The 16,919-nt window shown below is 53.7% G+C and carries 14 protein-coding genes; 4 read left to right on the top strand and 10 right to left on the bottom strand.

Annotated features, from left to right (window positions below; genetic code table 11):
- Positions 1-30: 30 nt before the first annotated feature.
- Positions 31-849 (bottom strand): HMP-PP phosphatase, encoded by an 819-nt coding sequence (gene cof / locus HMPREF3178_RS04230; RefSeq protein ID WP_004111026.1) that lies wholly within the window; start codon positions 847-849, stop codon positions 31-33.
- Positions 850-975: 126 nt separating this feature from the next.
- On the opposite strand from cof, the gene HMPREF3178_RS04225 reads away from it, so the two are divergent.
- Positions 976-2,676, top strand: a complete 1,701-nt coding sequence (locus HMPREF3178_RS04225) for an SgrR family transcriptional regulator (protein ID WP_017146494.1) — start codon at positions 976-978, stop codon at positions 2,674-2,676.
- 66 nt (positions 2,677-2,742) lie between these two features.
- Entirely contained in the window at positions 2,743-3,438 is a 696-nt protein-coding gene (gene queC, locus HMPREF3178_RS04220; protein ID WP_004099562.1) for a 7-cyano-7-deazaguanine synthase QueC, read from the top strand.
- A gap of 264 nt (positions 3,439-3,702) precedes the next feature.
- Here queC and HMPREF3178_RS04215 read toward each other — a convergent pair whose 3' ends face one another.
- The 9 genes from HMPREF3178_RS04215 to bolA form a co-directional block, all read right to left on the bottom strand.
- Positions 3,703-4,104, bottom strand: coding sequence for a YbgC/FadM family acyl-CoA thioesterase (locus HMPREF3178_RS04215; RefSeq protein WP_004848264.1), 402 nt, complete (start codon positions 4,102-4,104; stop codon positions 3,703-3,705).
- A 110-nt stretch (positions 4,105-4,214) separates the two neighbouring features.
- On the bottom strand, positions 4,215-4,583 hold the full coding sequence (locus tag HMPREF3178_RS04210) for a helix-hairpin-helix domain-containing protein (protein WP_004099556.1): 369 nt from the start codon (positions 4,581-4,583) through the stop codon (positions 4,215-4,217).
- A gap of 148 nt (positions 4,584-4,731) precedes the next feature.
- Positions 4,732-6,606 (bottom strand): peptidylprolyl isomerase, encoded by a 1,875-nt coding sequence (gene ppiD / locus HMPREF3178_RS04205; RefSeq protein WP_017146496.1) that lies wholly within the window; start codon positions 6,604-6,606, stop codon positions 4,732-4,734.
- Positions 6,607-6,819: 213 nt separating this feature from the next.
- Entirely contained in the window at positions 6,820-7,092 is a 273-nt protein-coding gene (gene hupB / locus HMPREF3178_RS04200) for a nucleoid-associated protein HU-beta (RefSeq protein ID WP_002444653.1), read from the bottom strand.
- A gap of 208 nt (positions 7,093-7,300) precedes the next feature.
- Positions 7,301-9,655 (bottom strand): endopeptidase La, encoded by a 2,355-nt coding sequence (gene lon / locus HMPREF3178_RS04195; RefSeq protein WP_004099539.1) that lies wholly within the window; start codon positions 9,653-9,655, stop codon positions 7,301-7,303.
- A 183-nt stretch (positions 9,656-9,838) separates the two neighbouring features.
- Positions 9,839-11,113, bottom strand: a complete 1,275-nt coding sequence (gene clpX / locus HMPREF3178_RS04190; RefSeq protein ID WP_004099538.1) for an ATP-dependent protease ATP-binding subunit ClpX — start codon at positions 11,111-11,113, stop codon at positions 9,839-9,841.
- Between the two features lie 132 nt (positions 11,114-11,245).
- Entirely contained in the window at positions 11,246-11,869 is a 624-nt protein-coding gene (gene clpP / locus HMPREF3178_RS04185; protein WP_003021624.1) for an ATP-dependent Clp endopeptidase proteolytic subunit ClpP, read from the bottom strand.
- A gap of 315 nt (positions 11,870-12,184) precedes the next feature.
- On the bottom strand, positions 12,185-13,483 hold the full coding sequence (tig, locus tag HMPREF3178_RS04180) for a trigger factor (RefSeq protein ID WP_004099537.1): 1,299 nt from the start codon (positions 13,481-13,483) through the stop codon (positions 12,185-12,187).
- A gap of 347 nt (positions 13,484-13,830) precedes the next feature.
- The gene (gene bolA, locus HMPREF3178_RS04175; protein WP_004133447.1) at positions 13,831-14,148 is read right to left on the bottom strand and encodes a transcriptional regulator BolA; all 318 of its coding nucleotides are present in this window, start codon (positions 14,146-14,148) and stop codon (positions 13,831-13,833) included.
- A gap of 305 nt (positions 14,149-14,453) precedes the next feature.
- On the opposite strand from bolA, the gene HMPREF3178_RS04170 reads away from it, so the two are divergent.
- Both HMPREF3178_RS04170 and ampG read left to right on the top strand, forming a co-directional pair.
- Positions 14,454-15,032, top strand: coding sequence for a lipoprotein (locus tag HMPREF3178_RS04170; RefSeq protein ID WP_004111021.1), 579 nt, complete (start codon positions 14,454-14,456; stop codon positions 15,030-15,032).
- 45 nt (positions 15,033-15,077) lie between these two features.
- The gene (gene ampG, locus HMPREF3178_RS04165; RefSeq protein WP_004111020.1) at positions 15,078-16,553 is read left to right on the top strand and encodes a muropeptide MFS transporter AmpG; all 1,476 of its coding nucleotides are present in this window, start codon (positions 15,078-15,080) and stop codon (positions 16,551-16,553) included.
- Positions 16,554-16,919: the final 366 nt, after the last annotated feature.

The following is a 16,919-nucleotide window of genomic DNA, read 5'->3' as shown; positions in this document are numbered from 1 at the left end:
CAGGATATCCGGCTTGCTGGCAAGGTCTCTTTATTCGGGGGAATAAGGAAGATCAGGATAATCCAGCCAATGAGTCAAAAAATGGGAAACGGCCTGATGACGGCAGTCGCCAATAACCGGTAGATGCGGAAGTTCAAATTTCAGCTGATCCATCGCGTTGCCCATGATCACGCCGTGCCCGACGCTGCCAAGCATTTCCCGATCGTTCATGGCGTCGCCGAACGCCATGCAATCCTGCAACGTCAGGCCCAGATGCTGGCTTAATACCGCCAGCGCCGCGCCTTTGTTACAGCCCCCGGGCAAAACTTCCAGACAATCCATCGCTGAAAAACAGAGATCCGCTCGGCCGCCGAGCGCTTCACTTAGTTGCAGCCTTAGCCGCCGGAGATCGTCATGATCGCCGCAGAAGCAGATTTTGGTGACCTGATGCGCCGGCATTCGCTTTGGATCGTATAGCTGATAGCGAAAGCCGCTAAAGACGTGCGCTTGCAGAATTTCTGGAATCTCCTGCCCGGTATACCAGCCGCCGTCGTTGAAAAAATGCATACTCGCCGCGGTATCCCAGGCGCTATGCAGCACCTCTTCCGCCACATCAGGGGCCAGATCGCGACGATACAGCTCTTCACCTTCAAGAGAGTGAATGCGCGTCCCGTTGCCGGTAATTAAAAACGCATCCAGAGAGAACTCGCCGATAACGTGGCGCATCTCCAGAGCATGACGACCGGTGGCGAAAGTCAGGGTGATGTCGCGATCGCGCAGGCGTTTTAGCGTCGAAAGCGTTTTTTCTCCCAGACGATGGTCAGGCATCAGTAGCGTACCGTCCATATCGAATGCAGCCAGTCTGGCCATGTCCTGTTCCCCCTATCGTGGTGGATTTTGCTTGTGTTGCAGTATTGCCTGAGATATACGGAAGTAATAGTGAATAGATAAATTTTATTGTTCCGGGTTTATCATCTACCGCAGGACTAAACAGCGATGAGGCTATTAAACCGTCTGCATCAGTATCAGCGACTCTGGCTACCCTCTTCCGGCGAGCCGCAGCAGGTGACCGTCGGCGAGCTGGCCGAGCGCTGCTTTTGCAGCGAACGACATATCCGAACCCTGCTGCGCCAGGCGCAAGAATCCGGCTGGCTAAGCTGGAAGGCCAGCTCCGGTCGCGGAAAGCGCGGGCTACTCCAGTTTTACAAAGCGCCGGAAACGCTGCGCAATGAAATGATGGAGCAGGCGCTAAGTAAAGGACAGCAGCAGAACGCCCTCGAACTGGCCCAGCTGGCGCCTGTAGAGCTTAAAGCGCTGCTTTCCCCCTTTCTCGGCGGCCAATGGCAGAACGATACGCCTACCCTGCGTATTCCTTATTACCGTCCGCTGGAGCCGCTGCGCCCGGGTTTTATGCCGGGACGCGCGGAGCAGCACCTGGCAGGGGAGATATTTTCCGGCCTGACCCGTTTCGATGCGCAAAGTACCTGCCCGATAGGCGATTTAGCCCATCACTGGGAGGTGTCGCCTGACGGTCTGCGCTGGCACTTTTATATTCGTTCCACCCTGTTCTGGCATAACGGCGATCCGATAAAAACCTCACAGCTGCAGCAGCGGCTTTTGATGCTGTTGCAGCTCCCCGCGCTGCGTACGCTGTTCGCCAGTATCAGCGAGATTAGCGTCACCCACTCCCAGTGTCTGACTATCACCCTGCACCGCGCCGATTACTGGCTGCCGTTCCGCCTTGCCAGCTACTGCAGCGTGCTGGCGCATCCGGACGATCCGGCGATCGGCAGCGGGCCATTTCGCCTGAAGCTGTTTACTCAGGAACTGGTGCGGCTGGAAAACCATCAGCGTTATCATCTCACCCATCCGCTGCTGCAGGCCGTTGAATTCTGGATCACGCCGCAGCTGTTCGAACAGGATCTGGGCACCAGCTGTCGTCATCCGGTACAGATAACTATTGGCGACCCTGATGAGCTGACCAGACTGCGCCAGGTCAGCAATAGCATCAGTCTTGGATTTTGCTATCTGACGCTACGCCAGAGCCCCCGCCTGAATAAAGCGCAGGCCCAAAGACTGGTTTCGCTGATTCATCGCTCCGGTCTGTTAGAAACGCTGCCGCTGGATGAAGACCTGATCGCGCCGAGCAACGAAGTATTGCCGGGATGGACTATTCCGCAGTGGCCAGAAAATGGTGATACACCGCTGCCCGAACGGCTAACTCTGCTCTATCACCTTCCCGTAGAGCTACACGCCATGGCGGAGCGCCTTCGGCAACGGCTGGCAGAACTCGGCTGCGAGCTGACGATAATTTTTCATGACGCGAAAAACTGGGATGGTTGCCAGCAGTTTGCGAAGGCGGACCTGATGATGGGCGATCGCCTGATTGGCGAAGCGCCGGTTTATGCGCTGGAGCAGTGGCTACGCTGCGATGCCCTGTGGCCTAATTTGTTGACCGGGGCGCAATATGCGCATCTTCAGGCAACGCTGGATGCCGTTCAGGTATTACCGGACGAACGCAGCCGCAGCGAAGCTTTGCGCAACGTCTTTAACACACTGATGGACGATGCCATCATGACGCCGCTGTTTAATTATAATTATCGCATCAGCGCACCGCCTGGCGTCAACGGGCTGCGCCTGAACGCGCGAGGCTGGTTTGATTTCGCCAGCGCCTGGCTACCGGCTTCGACGCCGTGACGGGGCTGGTGGTCATCTTCATCAGGCGCTACCATATGCGCTTCACTTCGATTGTCAGGAATTACCATGAAACGCGCCGTAGTTGTCTTCAGTGGAGGACAAGATTCGACGACCTGCCTGGTGCAGGCTCTGCAACAGTATGATGAAGTGCATTGCGTCACTTTTGATTATGGCCAACGTCATCGCGCGGAGATTGACGTTGCTCGCGAACTGGCGCTAAAGCTGGGCGCCGTTGCCCACAAAGTCCTTGATGTCACGCTGCTTAACGAACTGGCGGTCAGCAGCCTGACCCGCGATAGCATTCCGGTTCCGGATTATGAACCGGACGCCAGCGGCATCCCCAACACTTTCGTGCCCGGTCGCAACATTCTGTTCTTAACCCTGACGGCCATTTACGCGTATCAGGTTAAAGCGGAAGCTATCATCACCGGCGTTTGCGAGACCGACTTTTCGGGCTACCCGGACTGCCGCGATGAGTTCGTCAAAGCGCTGCACCAGGCCGTCAGTCTGGGAATGGCGAAAGATATTCGCTTTGAGACGCCGCTGATGTGGCTGAATAAAGCCGAGACGTGGGCCCTGGCCGATTATTGGGGCCAGCTGGACCTGGTACGCCATGAAACCCTGACTTGCTATAACGGCATTAAAGGCGACGGCTGCGGGCAGTGCGCCTCCTGTAACCTCCGCGCCAACGGGCTGCGCCAGTATCTGGGCGATAAGGTTGGGGTGATGACTGACATGAAGCAGAAAACAGGACTGCAGTAGCCGGTTATTTCCCGGCGGCGTGGCGGGATCGCAGGCGGCTCACGATGCATAGCCTGGTCTGATACGCAGCAGCGCCTTCGGGGCTAGTTCTGCCCCTTTCTGTGCGCTTGCTCCCGGGGGCGGCGCGATGCGCCTGCCCGGGCTACCGGATCGCAGGCTGCTGAGGACGCGTAGCCCGCGTTACCAGATCGCAGGTGGTTGTGGAGAAGTAGCCCGGACAGGTGCGCAGCACCGCCTCCGGGACATCCCCCTCCGGCTGGCCTGTTAGCGAGGCTCCAGCTGCTCCAGCTTTTCGCGCAGTTCGCCCTCAAGCGGCAGCGCTTTCTGCGTTTTTAGATCAATGCAGACAAAAGTGATAAGCGCATCGGCGACCACCTCGCCGTTAGGGTTAAGGGTAACCACCTGGCTTAGCGTCCCGCTTTTTCCGTTCAGCTGTTCGAGCTTGCTGGTGACGGTTAATACATCGCCCAGTACCGCCGGTCGGCGATAGTTGATATTGATATTGACCACCACAAAGGCGATGTTGCGAGCGGTCATCCAGTGAAAGGCCGGGCTGCTTTCCAGGCCATCCCAGCGCGCCTCTTCGAGAAACTCCAGATACCGCGCGTTATTGACATGCTGATAGACGTCGAGATGATAGCCGCGAACTTTGATTTGTGTCTGCATAGCGCAAATGCCTTATCTTTAATTGTTGTTTTGAGGTCAGAGGTCACACCACTGGTGTGACCTCTTCAGTCTGGCAAATAATAATGACTGTGCAAACTTGTGAAGAAAATTTACAGCTTCAAATGTGACAGATTTCTCTCTACTAGCGAATTGCCCATCCCCGGCACCTGCTTAAGATCGTCAACGGTTTTAAATGGCCCATATTCTTCACGATAGCTGACAATAGCCTGCGCCTTCTTCAGGCCAACGCCGTTCAGCCCCTTCGCCAGTTCTTCGGCGCTGGCGTTATTGATACTCACCCTGGTGCCTTCGCTATCGGGCGCGTTCAACGCATCAGGTGCCTTTGCCTGCGGCGTCTGCACGCTCTCCTTTGTTGCCGGCGACGTCTTCCCGCTGGAAGGCGCGGCAAAAGCGCCCTGACTTCCCGCTGCGCAAACCAGTACGGCGACGGTAAGAAGCGTTTTCAATCCTCGTTTCATGCTGTTATCTCCTTGTTTGTAGACAGCAAGGTCACGATAGCGATGAGGGAAAAAGAGTACAAAAGGCAAAATGCAGAAATGGAAAAGGCCGCGAAAGCGGCCTTTGATAATTGCATCACGTTACTTGCTTTTGCGAAGCAGCACGTAATTATTGTTGCTGATCGATAATGTCGCCGAGCTTAATTTTCGCCGCTTTACGCAGGTTACTCATCAGCGCTTCGAAGGCGATCTGTGCGTTATTCTGGGTGATGCCCTGAATCATCGCCTTTTTCTGCTCTTCCGGCATCGTACCCGCTTTCACTTCATCCAGCGCCAGCAGTACCACATTGCCCTGCATGTCCGTGCCCACGCCGTAGCTGGGCTTACCCGCCTGCGGCAGCGGTAGCGCAAAGACAGACTGGATCAACGCTTCCTGACCGGTACGCGACAGCGTCTGCGGCGCTCCGAAGCTCAGGCCCGCCGCTTTCATCGCTTCATCGCCTTTACCCTCTTTCAGGGCCGTCAGCAGCTTATCGGCATCCAGCTTCGCCTGCTGCTCCGCTTTGTTGTGCTTAACAATATCGCTCACCTGCGCTTTCACCTCCGCCAGCGGTTTGACCGCTTCCGGTTTATGCTCGCTGATGCGCAGAACAAACGCGCGATCGCCGTCGACGGTGATGATATCGGAGTTGCTGCCCGGCGTACCGTTTTCGCCAACCAGACCGCCGTTGAAGATAGCGTCAGAAACCGGTTTGAAATTCAGCTCCTGCGGCAGGTTATCGCGACCAAACCAGCCGGTTTCAACCACTTTCAGACCGGCAACCTGAGCCGCGCCAGCCAGGGATTCGTTATCGTTGCTCGCCGCGTCGCTGACTTTTTGCTGCAGCGCATAGTAAGCATCCAGAGCTTTCTCCTGCTTCACTTTAGCCGCGATATCATCGCGAACGTCAGCCAGCGGTTTTACCTGAGCGGGCTGAACGTCATCCAGACGCGCCACCAGGAAACCGACGGAAGATTTAATTACGCCTGAAAGCTGGCCTTTTTCTTTCAGACCGGCCTCTTTCAGCTCCGGCACGGTAGCCGCATCTTCCAGCCAGCCCATATCACCACCGTTGCGGGCAGAGATAATATCGGTTGATTTTTCTTTGGCCAGCGCGGCGAAATCAGCGCCTTTTTTCAGCTCATCAAGCACCGCCTGAGCATCCGCTTCGGTTTTGGTCTGGATGATGCTGTAGCGATTACGCTGCGGCTGAGTGAACTGATCCTGATGCTGGTCGTACCATGACTGAATTTCCTGGTCAGAGACGTTTTCCTGCATGCTCGCAGCATCCATCTTGATGTAGCTGACGCGGAACTGCTCAGGCGCCATAAAACGCGCCTGGTTCTGCTGGTAAAACGCGTTGATTTCATCGTCGGTGGCGGTTTGCTTCGCCGCCAGCGCGTTTACGTCAATCGTCGCTTCACGGACGACGCGCTGTTGCGACACCAGCGCCGCCAGCTGGTCGGATTCGCCCGGCAGCATAAAATCGGTACCGGCAACGGCGTTAATCAGTTGCTGAGTCGTCAGCTGATTACGTAATGCCTGAGCGTACTGGTCCGTCGTCATCCCCATTTGATTAACGATACGGCTGAAGCGCTCGTTATCAAATTTGCCATCCGCCTGGAAAGCCTGGGTCTTGAAGATAGCCTGCTTGACCTGGTCGTCGCTGATATTAAGGCCCAGTTCACGGGCGTACTGATCGAGCAGCGCCTCGTCAATCAGACGGTTCAACACCTGCTGACGCATGGTCTTTATGTAATTTTCATTGGCCGCCAGTTCAGAAAACTGATCGCCAAGCTGCTGCTGCATGCGGTTACGCTCGCTGGCAACGGCATTTTCAAACTGTGCGCGACCAATCTCCTGGTCATTAACTTTTGCGGCATAGTTGTTTCCACCGCCAATCAGGTAACCACTCACCCCGGTCAAAATGAACGAGACGATAATGATACCGAAAATAATCTTGAGCACGACGCTGTTGGCGGCCGTGCGTAGGTTGTCCATCATGGTGTAACAACGCTCCGCTGTAGATGACTTTTGCTCGCGCAGCATAGCATGTGATGGCCGCCGCGCGTGAGGACGTATTTTGACAAGAAAACGGGGTGATTGTCAGCCCACAAGTGCGTATAAAGTCACATTAAGTCTCATTCTGGCAAATAAAAAAGGCACATCTTGCGATGCGCCCTTGTACTTCGTCACAGACCCCAGTGGGGAAGTCGATCAGTTTACCGCGTCTTTCAGCGCTTTACCTGCACGGAAACCCGGTACTTTAGCAGCAGCGATGGTGATTTCTTTGCCTGTTTGCGGATTGCGACCGGTACGGGCAGCGCGCTCTTTAACAGCAAAAGTACCAAACCCTACCAGCGCAACGTCATCCCCAGCCTGCAGAGATTCAGTAACAGAAGCGATTAAAGCATCTAACGCACGTCCAGCTGCGGCTTTAGAAATGTCCGCACCGGCAGCAATTTTGTCAATCAGTTGAGATTTATTCACTGTTCTCTTCCTCTCTTTATAATTTATATCGCACCAGAATCCTTCGTGGCGCGACCGCGCAGCAGTTATATCAGGACTGTCATGCCCTTACAACAGAGTTGTAATTGACCCCCCTGCCAGCGATCTAAGTTAGCTACACAAAAAAAGGCTGGCAAGTACGAATTTACTTACCAGCCCTATTTTTCTTAGCGCTATTTGCGCGAAATCACTATTTTGCCGTGACGACTTCCATACCAAACGGCTCGTTCTGCAGTGCAAGTGCCAGAACTTCCTCGATTCGTTTCACCGGATGGATATCTAAATCGGCGATAACGTTATCTGGAATTTCTTCAAGGTCACGTTTATTTTCATCAGGAATCAGAACAGTCTTAATGCCGCCACGGTGTGCAGCCAACAGTTTTTCCTTCAGACCACCGATTGGCAACACCTGACCGCGGAGGGTGATTTCCCCGGTCATCGCCACATCGGCGCGCACCGGATTACCCGTCAGGCAGGAAACCAGTGCGGTACACATCGCAATACCGGCGCTTGGGCCATCTTTCGGCGTTGCGCCTTCCGGTACGTGCACGTGGATATCGCGTTTTTCATAAAAGTCTGAGTTAATACCCAGCTTATCCGCACGCGAACGCACCACGGTCAGCGCAGCCTGGATAGATTCCTGCATAACCTCACCCAGTGAACCGGTATAGGTCAGCTTGCCTTTACCCGGAACGCAGGCGGTTTCAATGGTCAGCAGATCGCCGCCCACTTCCGTCCACGCCAGGCCAGTCACCTGACCCACGCGATTTTCACTATCCGCACGGCCATAGTCGTAGCGCTGCACGCCCAGGAAGTCATGCAGGTTGTCGCCGTTAATCTCAATATGCTTCAGCGACTTATCCAGCAACAGCTGTTTGACCGCTTTACGACACAGTTTCGAGATTTCGCGCTCCAGACCACGCACGCCCGCTTCACGAGTGTAGTAACGGATAATGCCGATAATCGCGCTGTCATCAACCGTCAGCTCGCCTTTTTTGAGCGCATTACGCTCTATCTGTTTTGACAGCAAATGGCGTTTGGCGATGTTCAGCTTCTCATCTTCGGTGTAGCCGGAGAGGCGAATCACTTCCATACGATCCAGCAGCGGCGCCGGAATATTCATGGAGTTAGAGGTCGCGACGAACATCACGTCGCTGAGATCGTAATCCACTTCCAGATAGTGGTCGTTGAAAGCCACGTTCTGTTCCGGATCCAACACCTCCAGCAGCGCCGATGCCGGATCGCCCCGCATGTCCGAAGACATTTTGTCGATCTCATCCAGTAAGAACAGCGGGTTTTTAACGCCCACTTTGGCCATTTTCTGGATCAGTTTGCCCGGCATTGAGCCAATGTAGGTACGGCGGTGACCGCGGATTTCCGCTTCGTCACGCACGCCGCCCAGCGCCATACGCACGTACTTACGTCCGGTTGCTTTGGCGATAGATTGACCCAGCGAGGTTTTACCAACCCCCGGAGGCCCAACCAGGCACAGGATTGGCCCTTTGAGCTTGTTAACACGGCTCTGCACCGCGAGGTACTCAAGGATGCGATCCTTCACGCGCTCCAGACCGTAGTGATCGGTGTCGAGGATCTCCTGAGCCTGACGCAGGTCTTTTTTAACCTTGCTGCGGGCGTTCCATGGTACCTGCACCATCCAGTCAATGTAGCCGCGAACGACGGTTGCTTCCGCCGACATCGGGGACATCATTTTCAGTTTTTGCAGTTCCGCTTCGGTTTTCTCTTTTGCCTCTTTCGGCATTTTCGCCGCGTCGATCTTACGCTTCAGCGCTTCGTTCTCGTCAGGGGCGTCGTCCATCTCGCCGAGCTCTTTTTGAATGGCTTTCATTTGCTCATTCAGGTAGTACTCGCGCTGAGATTTCTCCATCTGCTTTTTCACGCGGTTGCGAATGCGCTTCTCAACCTGCAGCAGATCGATTTCTGACTCCATCATCGCCATCAGATATTCCAGACGTTCGTTAACGTCGGACATCTCCAGCACGGACTGTTTGTCCGCCAGCTTCAGCGGCATATGGGCTGCGATGGTATCCGCAAGGCGCGCCGGATCGTCGATGCTATTCAGCGACGTCAGCACTTCCGGTGGGATTTTCTTGTTCAGCTTGATGTAGCCTTCAAACTGGCTGATAGCGGTACGAACCAGCACTTCCTGCTCGCGTTCGTCAATCGCCGGCGATTCGAGATATTCAGCTTTCGCCGAAAAATGCTCGCCGTTATCAGATAGCGCAGAGATGCGCGCGCGCTGCAAACCTTCGACCAGCACTTTGACAGTACCGTCCGGTAGCTTCAGCATTTGCAAAATAGACGCCACGGTCCCGACGGTGAAAAGATCGTTTACACCCGGCTCATCCGTCGAGGCTTCTTTCTGCGCAACCAGCATGATTTTTTTATCATGATCCATGGCTGCTTCGAGACAACGGATAGATTTTTCCCGCCCTACAAACAGGGGTATGACCATGTGCGGATAAACCACCACATCGCGCAACGGCAATACGGGGATTTCAATGCGTTCAGAACGCTCAGGATTCATAGAGCTCTCTCTTAGTTTAAAGTCCGCCAGGTAGCCGACGACGCAACTCAACGACGCGTCGCCGTTAATATGTAAACCAGTATATGGGGATGTATTCCATACATTCAACGGCGGGAATGCAGGAAAAATAAAAGGGGAGATAAAATCCCCCCTTTTTGTTAACTGCTTGAGCAAATTGGTTAATTATTCACCAGATGCCTGCTGCGCTTCCGGTTTGCCGTAAATCAGCAGCGGCTTGCTCTGACCATCGATAACCGAGGCGTCGATGACCACTTTTTCCACATCTTCCATTGACGGAAGATCGTACATGGTATCGAGCAGCGCAGCTTCAACGATAGAACGCAGGCCGCGAGCGCCGGTTTTACGCGCCATCGCTTTCTTAGCGATAGCATCCAGCGCTTCGTCGCGGAACTCCAGCTCAGCGCCTTCGAGGCTGAACAGCGCCTGATACTGCTTGGTCAGGGCGTTTTTCGGCTCTTTGAGGATCTGAATCAGCGCTTCTTCGCTCAGCTCGCTCAGGGTCGCCACCACCGGCAGACGCCCGATGAACTCAGGAATCAGACCAAACTTAATCAGATCTTCCGGTTCAACCTGAGACAACAGCTCGCCTTCGCTGGCCTTGTCGGATTTAGCCTTAACCGTCGCGCCGAAACCGATACCAGAACCGGTTTCAACACGGTGAGAAATGACCTTATCCAGTCCTGCAAAGGCGCCGCCGCAGATGAACAGGATCTTAGAGGTATCAACCTGCAGGAACTCCTGCTGCGGATGCTTACGCCCGCCCTGCGGCGGAACCGCGGCAACGGTGCCTTCAATAAGCTTCAACAGCGCTTGCTGCACGCCTTCGCCGGAGACATCGCGGGTGATCGACGGGTTATCCGATTTACGGGAAATTTTGTCGATTTCATCAATGTAGACGATACCGCGCTGGGCTTTCTGTACGTCGTAGTCGCACTTCTGCAGCAGCTTCTGGATGATGTTTTCAACGTCTTCACCCACGTAACCGGCTTCGGTCAGAGTGGTGGCATCCGCCATGGTGAAAGGCACATCCAGCAGGCGCGCCAGCGTTTCCGCCAGCAGCGTTTTACCGGAACCGGTCGGTCCGATCAGCAGAATGTTGCTTTTACCCAACTCTACGCCGTTGCTGGTGTCGCCATTGCGCAGACGTTTGTAGTGATTGTATACCGCCACCGCCAGCACTTTTTTCGCCGGCTCCTGGCCGATAACGTAATCGTCCAGATGGTGGCGAATTTCGTGCGGAGTCGGCAGCGCGCTGCGCTCGCGATGCGGCGCGACTTCTTTAATTTCTTCGCGAATGATGTCGTTACATAAATCAACGCATTCGTCGCAGATATACACGGATGGCCCGGCGATTAGCTTACGCACTTCATGCTGGCTTTTGCCGCAAAAAGAGCAGTACAACAGTTTGCCCGAACCATCTTTGCGTTTATCTGTCATGAGTCCAAACCTCTTATTAAGTTCTTTGTGCCGCACACGACGACGCAAATGCCATTCTCAGGCGCAAACCGCTATGAAGCGTTGTGCCGCCCTCTTACAACCAAGTATAGCGGCACCCTTGCGCCAGGGGCATCAATTACGATGAGTCAAAATGGAGTCGACGAGGCCGTATTCCACTGCTTCTGAGGCAGACAGGAAGCGATCGCGCTCGGTGTCACGCTCGATCTGCTCAAGAGATTGACCCGTATGATGTGCCATCAGTTCATTCATGCGACCTTTCACCTTCAGGATTTCGCGGGCGTGGATTTCGATATCCGTCGCCTGGCCCTGGTAGCCGCCCAGCGGCTGGTGAATCATCACGCGTGAGTTCGGCAGGCAGAAACGCTTGCCTTTCGCCCCGGCGGTGAGCAGGAATGCGCCCATAGAGGCCGCCTGGCCCATACAAATGGTGCTCACGTCTGGTTTAATGAACTGCATGGTGTCATAGATAGACATCCCGGCGGTAATCACGCCGCCCGGAGAGTTAATGTACAGATAGATATCTTTTTCCGGGTTTTCCGCTTCCAGAAACAGCATCTGCGCCACGATCAGGTTAGCCATGTGATCTTCTACCTGGCCGGTCAGAAAAATGACGCGCTCCTTGAGCAGACGGGAGTAAATATCAAATGAACGTTCGCCGCGTGAGGTCTGTTCAATGACCATCGGCACCAGGGCCATATGGGGTGCAAAGTTGTCTCGTTCGCCACTGTATGACATTTCCGTCTCCTGGATTAATTTGAAAAAAACCGCTGCACTGATTGTAACCTTACGGACGGATTATCAGCCAGAATTTCTGCTGTCGGGCAGAAGTGCATAGATGCACGCTTCATTACGACGCATGATTATGCCAATGCAGTTACGTCTCCCGGTTATGGGGATGACGTCGCCATAATTCAAGCATAACAATCTTTTGCCGTAACGCTATCACTGAAATCGCCTTTTCGCACTCATCCTAAGGCTATCATTGCAATAAAAAAACCCGCAGCCTTTCGGCAACGGGTTTTTACTCAAACCTTAAACCTGGAGGCGAAATTACGCCTGCTGGTTCATCAGTTCGCTGAAGGAAGTGGCTTTTTCAGACACTTTAGCTTTCGCCAGCACGGCTTCAACGGCCTGCTCTTCCAGCGCAACGTTGCGCATGTTGTCCATCAGCTCTTTGTTCTTGCTGTAGAACTCGACCACTTCTTTCGGATCTTCGTAAGCGGAAGCCATCTCTTCGATCAGACCTTTTACGCGATCTTCGTCAGCTTTCAGCTCGTTGGTACGAATCACTTCGCCCAGCAGCAGACCAACAACAACGCGGCGTTTAGCCTGCTCTTCGAACAGCTCACGCGGCAGTTCCAGAGCCTGTTTCTCGTTACCGCCAAAACGCTGAGCAGCCTGACGACGCAGAACGTCGATTTCGCTGTCGATCAGTGCAGCCGGTACGTCGATATCGTTAGCTTTTACCAGGCCTTCGATAGCCTGAGACTTAACGCGATTACGCACGGCGCCTTTCAGCTCGCGCTCCATGTTTTTACGCACTTCAGCGCGCAGACCGGCTACGGAACCATCTTCAACGCCAAAACGTTTGATGAACTCTTCAGTCAGTTCTGGCAGTTCACGTTCTTCAACTTTTTTCAGGTTGATAACGAACTTCGCCGCTTTACCTTTCAGGTTTTCAGCGTGGTACTCTTCCGGGAAGGTCACGTCGATGGTGAACTCTTCGCCAGCTTTGTGGCCTTTGATACCCTCTTCAAAACCCGGGATCATGCGGCCCTGGCCCATCGCCAGGACGAAGTCAGAGGCTTTGCCGCCTTCGAACTCTTCGCCGTCAACGGAACCAGTGAAGTCAACGGTAACGCGGTCTTCAGCATCAACTGCGCCGTCTTTTTCTTTCCAGTTAGCCTGCTGCTTGCGCAGAGTATCCAGCATGGTATCAACATCGGCGTCGGTCACTTCAACAACCGGTTTTTCAACTTCGATCGCTTCCAGACCCTGCAGCTCAACTTCCGGATAAACTTCGAACTCTACCGCGTAGGTGAAATCTTCACCCAGCTTGTATTCGCCCGGAACATAGTTCGGCGCGCCGGCCGGATTAATTTTTTCTTTGATGATCGCGTCAACGAAGTTGCGGCTCATCAGATCACCCAGCACGTCCTGGCGAACAGATGCGCCATAACGCTGAGCAACAACATTCATCGGCACTTTGCCTTTACGGAAGCCGTCAATGCGAACTTTTTTCGCTACGTTGACCAGCTCGCTTTTGACAGCATTCTCGATGCTGTCAGCGGCGATAGTAATCGTTACACGGCGCCCAAGGCCCTGAGTGGTTTCAACTGAAACTTGCATCTTGTTACCTCAAAAAAATCACAGTGCTCGGTCAACTCTGGAAGCGCGAACTGGTTGCTTCGCAGAACCGGGATGCCCTCTTCAAATCAGAAACACATTCCCTGTCGTCAGAATCATCCCGAAGACATTCATAATAAAAGACGCGGCATTATAGCGGCATCACTTTTGTGAGTCGAGAACGGTTGTCGCCCACTGCTGCGGCTTTTTTCACATTTCCCGAGCAAATTTGCCTGCCAAAATGCGCGCATCGCACAATTTTCAGGCAAAACAAAACGGCCCGCAGGCCGTTTTCTCATAAATCTCCACGCAACATACTGGAAAAGCTCCAGCGGTTGCAAATGTGATTTCTACGCGATACTTCCAGCTCCGCGACAAGGAGGAGAAGCAAAGACGGTATCCTGTAGCCCTTCCCACTCTTTGATTGTGTAGGTATGCAACGCCAGAGCGTGCACGGTGCTTGATAGTTCCTCAGTCAACGTTCCGTAAATCATACGGTGACGATTAAGAAAACGCTCGCCAAGGAAGCGATCGCTTACCAACACCACTTTAAAATGACTTTCAGAGCCCGCAGGAACGTTGTGGCGATAGCTTTCATCCACGACTTCAAGATACACCGGGTCGAACGCTGCCCTAAGTTTTGCTTCGATCTGTTCACGTATCATCATGAATTTTCTCCTCCGACAACGCTGTATTGCCGCCATTCCCTTTAAATGTTAGCCGCTTTTACCGCTTCCATTGGGCGAAAACAACAAAAAATTAGCATTCCTCTGATATTTTGCGGCAAAAGTATCAGGTTTACTGATTCTGTCTCGCTGAAGCCCCGTCCGGATGGCGATAACCGATATGGCAAGGCCAGAAAACGCACAAGACGATGAATTTACATGCGTTGCCACTTCCCCTTGCCGTTGGCGATGTTATGATGGCGGGAATTTTCCTCATTACCACTCCACCATGCGTTGAGACCCTGAACATGTTTAAGAAAATTCTCTTTCCTTTGGTCGCGCTGTTTATGCTGGCCGGATGCGCCACTCCGCCGACCACTATTGAGGTATCGCCGAAAATCACGCTGCCGCAGCAGGATCCGAGCCTGATGGGCGTGACCGTCAGCATTAACGGCGCCGATCAGCGTCCGGATCAGGCGCTGGCGAAAGTCACCCGTGATAATCAGCAGGTTACGCTAACCGCCTCCCGCGATCTGCGTTTCTTGCTGCAGGAAGTGCTCGAGAAGCAGATGACCTCGCGTGGCTACATGATTGGTCCAAACGGCGCGGTTGACCTGCAAATCATCGTCAACAAACTGTACGCCGACGTTTCTCAAGGCAACGTACGCTACAACATTGCGACCAAAGCGGATATTGCGATTATCGCGACCGCCGCCAACGGCAATAAGATGACGAAAAACTACCGTGCCAGCTACTCTGTTGAAGGCGCCTTCCAGGCCTCGAACAAAAATATTGCCGATGCGGTTAATAGCGTCATGACCGACACCATCGCCGACATGGCGCAGGACACCAGCATTCACGATTTCATCAAGCAAAACGCGCGTTAATTTGAGTTGCAGACCCGGCCTCGCGTCGGGTCTGCACGATATGCTATGTCCAATCATTATTTACGCATTTTCACGCAGCCAAAATCAGCTATCCTGCTGATTCTCGGTTTCGCCTCTGGATTACCGCTAGCCCTGACCTCCGGCACGCTACAGGCGTGGATGACCGTTGAAAACATCGATCTCAAAACCATCGGTTTTTTCTCGCTCGTCGGGCAGGCCTACGTCTTTAAATTCCTCTGGTCGCCGGTAATGGACCGCTATACGCCGCCGTTTCTTGGTCGTCGACGCGGCTGGCTGCTGGCGACTCAGATCCTGCTACTTATTGCCATTGCGGCGATGGGATTCCTTGAACCTTCCACGCAACTACGCTGGATGGCGGCGCTGGCGGTCGTTATCGCCTTTTGCTCCGCCTCGCAGGATATCGTGTTTGACGCGTGGAAGACCGACGTGCTGGCCGCTGAAGAGCGAGGCACCGGGGCGGCAATCAGCGTGCTGGGCTATCGTCTGGGGATGCTGGTTTCCGGCGGGTTGGCGCTATGGCTGGCCGATCGCTGGCTGGGATGGCAGGGAATGTACTGGCTGATGGCCGCCCTGCTAATCCCCTGCATTATAGCTACTCTGCTGGCCCCGGAACCCAGCGACGTCATTCCGGTGCCGAAGACGCTGGAGCAGGCCGTCGCCGCACCGCTGCGCGACTTCTTCGGCCGCAATAATGCCTGGCTTATTCTCTTGCTTATCGTCCTTTATAAGCTTGGCGACGCGTTTGCCATGAGTCTGACCACCACCTTCCTGATTCGCGGCGTCGGTTTTGATGCGGGCGAAGTGGGCATGGTCAATAAAACGCTCGGCCTGTTCGCCACGATTGTCGGTGCGCTTTATGGCGGCGTGCTTATGCAGCGCCTGACGCTTTTCCGCGCGCTGCTGATTTTCGGCCTGCTGCAGGGGGTATCCAACGCCGGGTATTGGCTGCTCTCAATTACCGATAAACACCTTTTCTCCATGGCGACGGCGGTGTTTTTCGAAAACCTGTGCGGCGGAATGGGCACGGCGGCATTCGTTGCGCTGCTGATGACGCTGTGCAATAAGTCATTTTCAGCCACCCAGTTCGCTTTGCTCTCAGCGCTCTCCGCCGTTGGGCGCGTATATGTGGGGCCTATCGCCGGCTGGTTTGTCGAAGCTCACGGATGGCCTGCTTTCTATCTCTTTTCCGTTGTTGCTGCGGTTCCGGGGATTTTGCTGCTGTTAATTTGTCGCCGTACGCTTGAACATACTCAACGTTCGGAGAGCTTTATGCCGCGCACGCTTTTTCCTCAGGCCTACGGGCTGGCATTAGTTATTCTGGCGATTGGCTGCCTGATACTGGCGATATGGCTACTGCTGCTGGTCCTCAACGCGCTGGATTACACCACCTTTTCCTTCCTCGCGGGCCTGCTTGAGGTTGCCGTTCTTACCGCCGTTGCGGGTATTTTGCTCGGCGCGTTCCTTGACTACCTCGCATTGCGCAAAACCGAGTTGATTTAAATCAGCGCAAGAACGTAAATGGACGTTGTAATTACTAAACGTAATTATAACGTCTTATTAACGATTCTATATTCAATGTACCTGATTTGTTGTTTTGTGCGTTTTAGATTTCTGGAAATTATTGACAATTTTTATGCGAATCTATAAATAATTTAACCGATTCAGCTCAGCTGGTTTTATTTTCGGCTTTTATGATGTCTTTAATTTGATAATTAATTGTTAATTATTTGTGTTGTTTTGCAGGTGGTTATGCTCATTCTCTTATAAACCCTTTCATTCTTATCCCTTTCGTTATCAATCCCGCGTAAATCAAGGTTTGCAAGCTATAATGTCACACTCCGTAACATATGTGACAAGGCAAGCAGA

Source organism: Klebsiella sp. HMSC09D12 (assembly GCF_001808475.1).
GTDB classification, from domain to species: domain Bacteria; phylum Pseudomonadota; class Gammaproteobacteria; order Enterobacterales; family Enterobacteriaceae; genus Klebsiella; species Klebsiella oxytoca.
The sequence above is the reverse complement of the archived record's forward strand: the minus strand, read 5'-3'. Positions and strand labels throughout refer to the sequence as shown.

What these genes read in the sequence shown, in the direction of transcription:
- clpP (WP_003021624.1), bottom strand. Translation starts at nt 11,869, where the DNA reads ATGTCATACAGTGGCGAACGAGACAACTTTGCACCCCATATGGCCCTG.
- queC (WP_004099562.1), top strand. Translation starts at nt 2,743, where the DNA reads ATGAAACGCGCCGTAGTTGTCTTCAGTGGAGGACAAGATTCGACGACC.
- HMPREF3178_RS04225 (WP_017146494.1), top strand. Translation starts at nt 976, where the DNA reads ATGAGGCTATTAAACCGTCTGCATCAGTATCAGCGACTCTGGCTACCC.
- clpX (WP_004099538.1), bottom strand. Translation starts at nt 11,113, where the DNA reads ATGACAGATAAACGCAAAGATGGTTCGGGCAAACTGTTGTACTGCTCT.
- bolA (WP_004133447.1), bottom strand. Translation starts at nt 14,148, where the DNA reads ATGATGATACGTGAACAGATCGAAGCAAAACTTAGGGCAGCGTTCGAC.
- ampG (WP_004111020.1), top strand. Translation starts at nt 15,078, where the DNA reads ATGTCCAATCATTATTTACGCATTTTCACGCAGCCAAAATCAGCTATC.
- HMPREF3178_RS04210 (WP_004099556.1), bottom strand. Translation starts at nt 4,583, where the DNA reads ATGAAACGAGGATTGAAAACGCTTCTTACCGTCGCCGTACTGGTTTGC.
- HMPREF3178_RS04170 (WP_004111021.1), top strand. Translation starts at nt 14,454, where the DNA reads ATGTTTAAGAAAATTCTCTTTCCTTTGGTCGCGCTGTTTATGCTGGCC.
- ppiD (WP_017146496.1), bottom strand. Translation starts at nt 6,606, where the DNA reads ATGATGGACAACCTACGCACGGCCGCCAACAGCGTCGTGCTCAAGATT.
- HMPREF3178_RS04215 (WP_004848264.1), bottom strand. Translation starts at nt 4,104, where the DNA reads ATGCAGACACAAATCAAAGTTCGCGGCTATCATCTCGACGTCTATCAG.
- lon (WP_004099539.1), bottom strand. Translation starts at nt 9,655, where the DNA reads ATGAATCCTGAGCGTTCTGAACGCATTGAAATCCCCGTATTGCCGTTG.
- tig (WP_004099537.1), bottom strand. Translation starts at nt 13,483, where the DNA reads ATGCAAGTTTCAGTTGAAACCACTCAGGGCCTTGGGCGCCGTGTAACG.
- cof (WP_004111026.1), bottom strand. Translation starts at nt 849, where the DNA reads ATGGCCAGACTGGCTGCATTCGATATGGACGGTACGCTACTGATGCCT.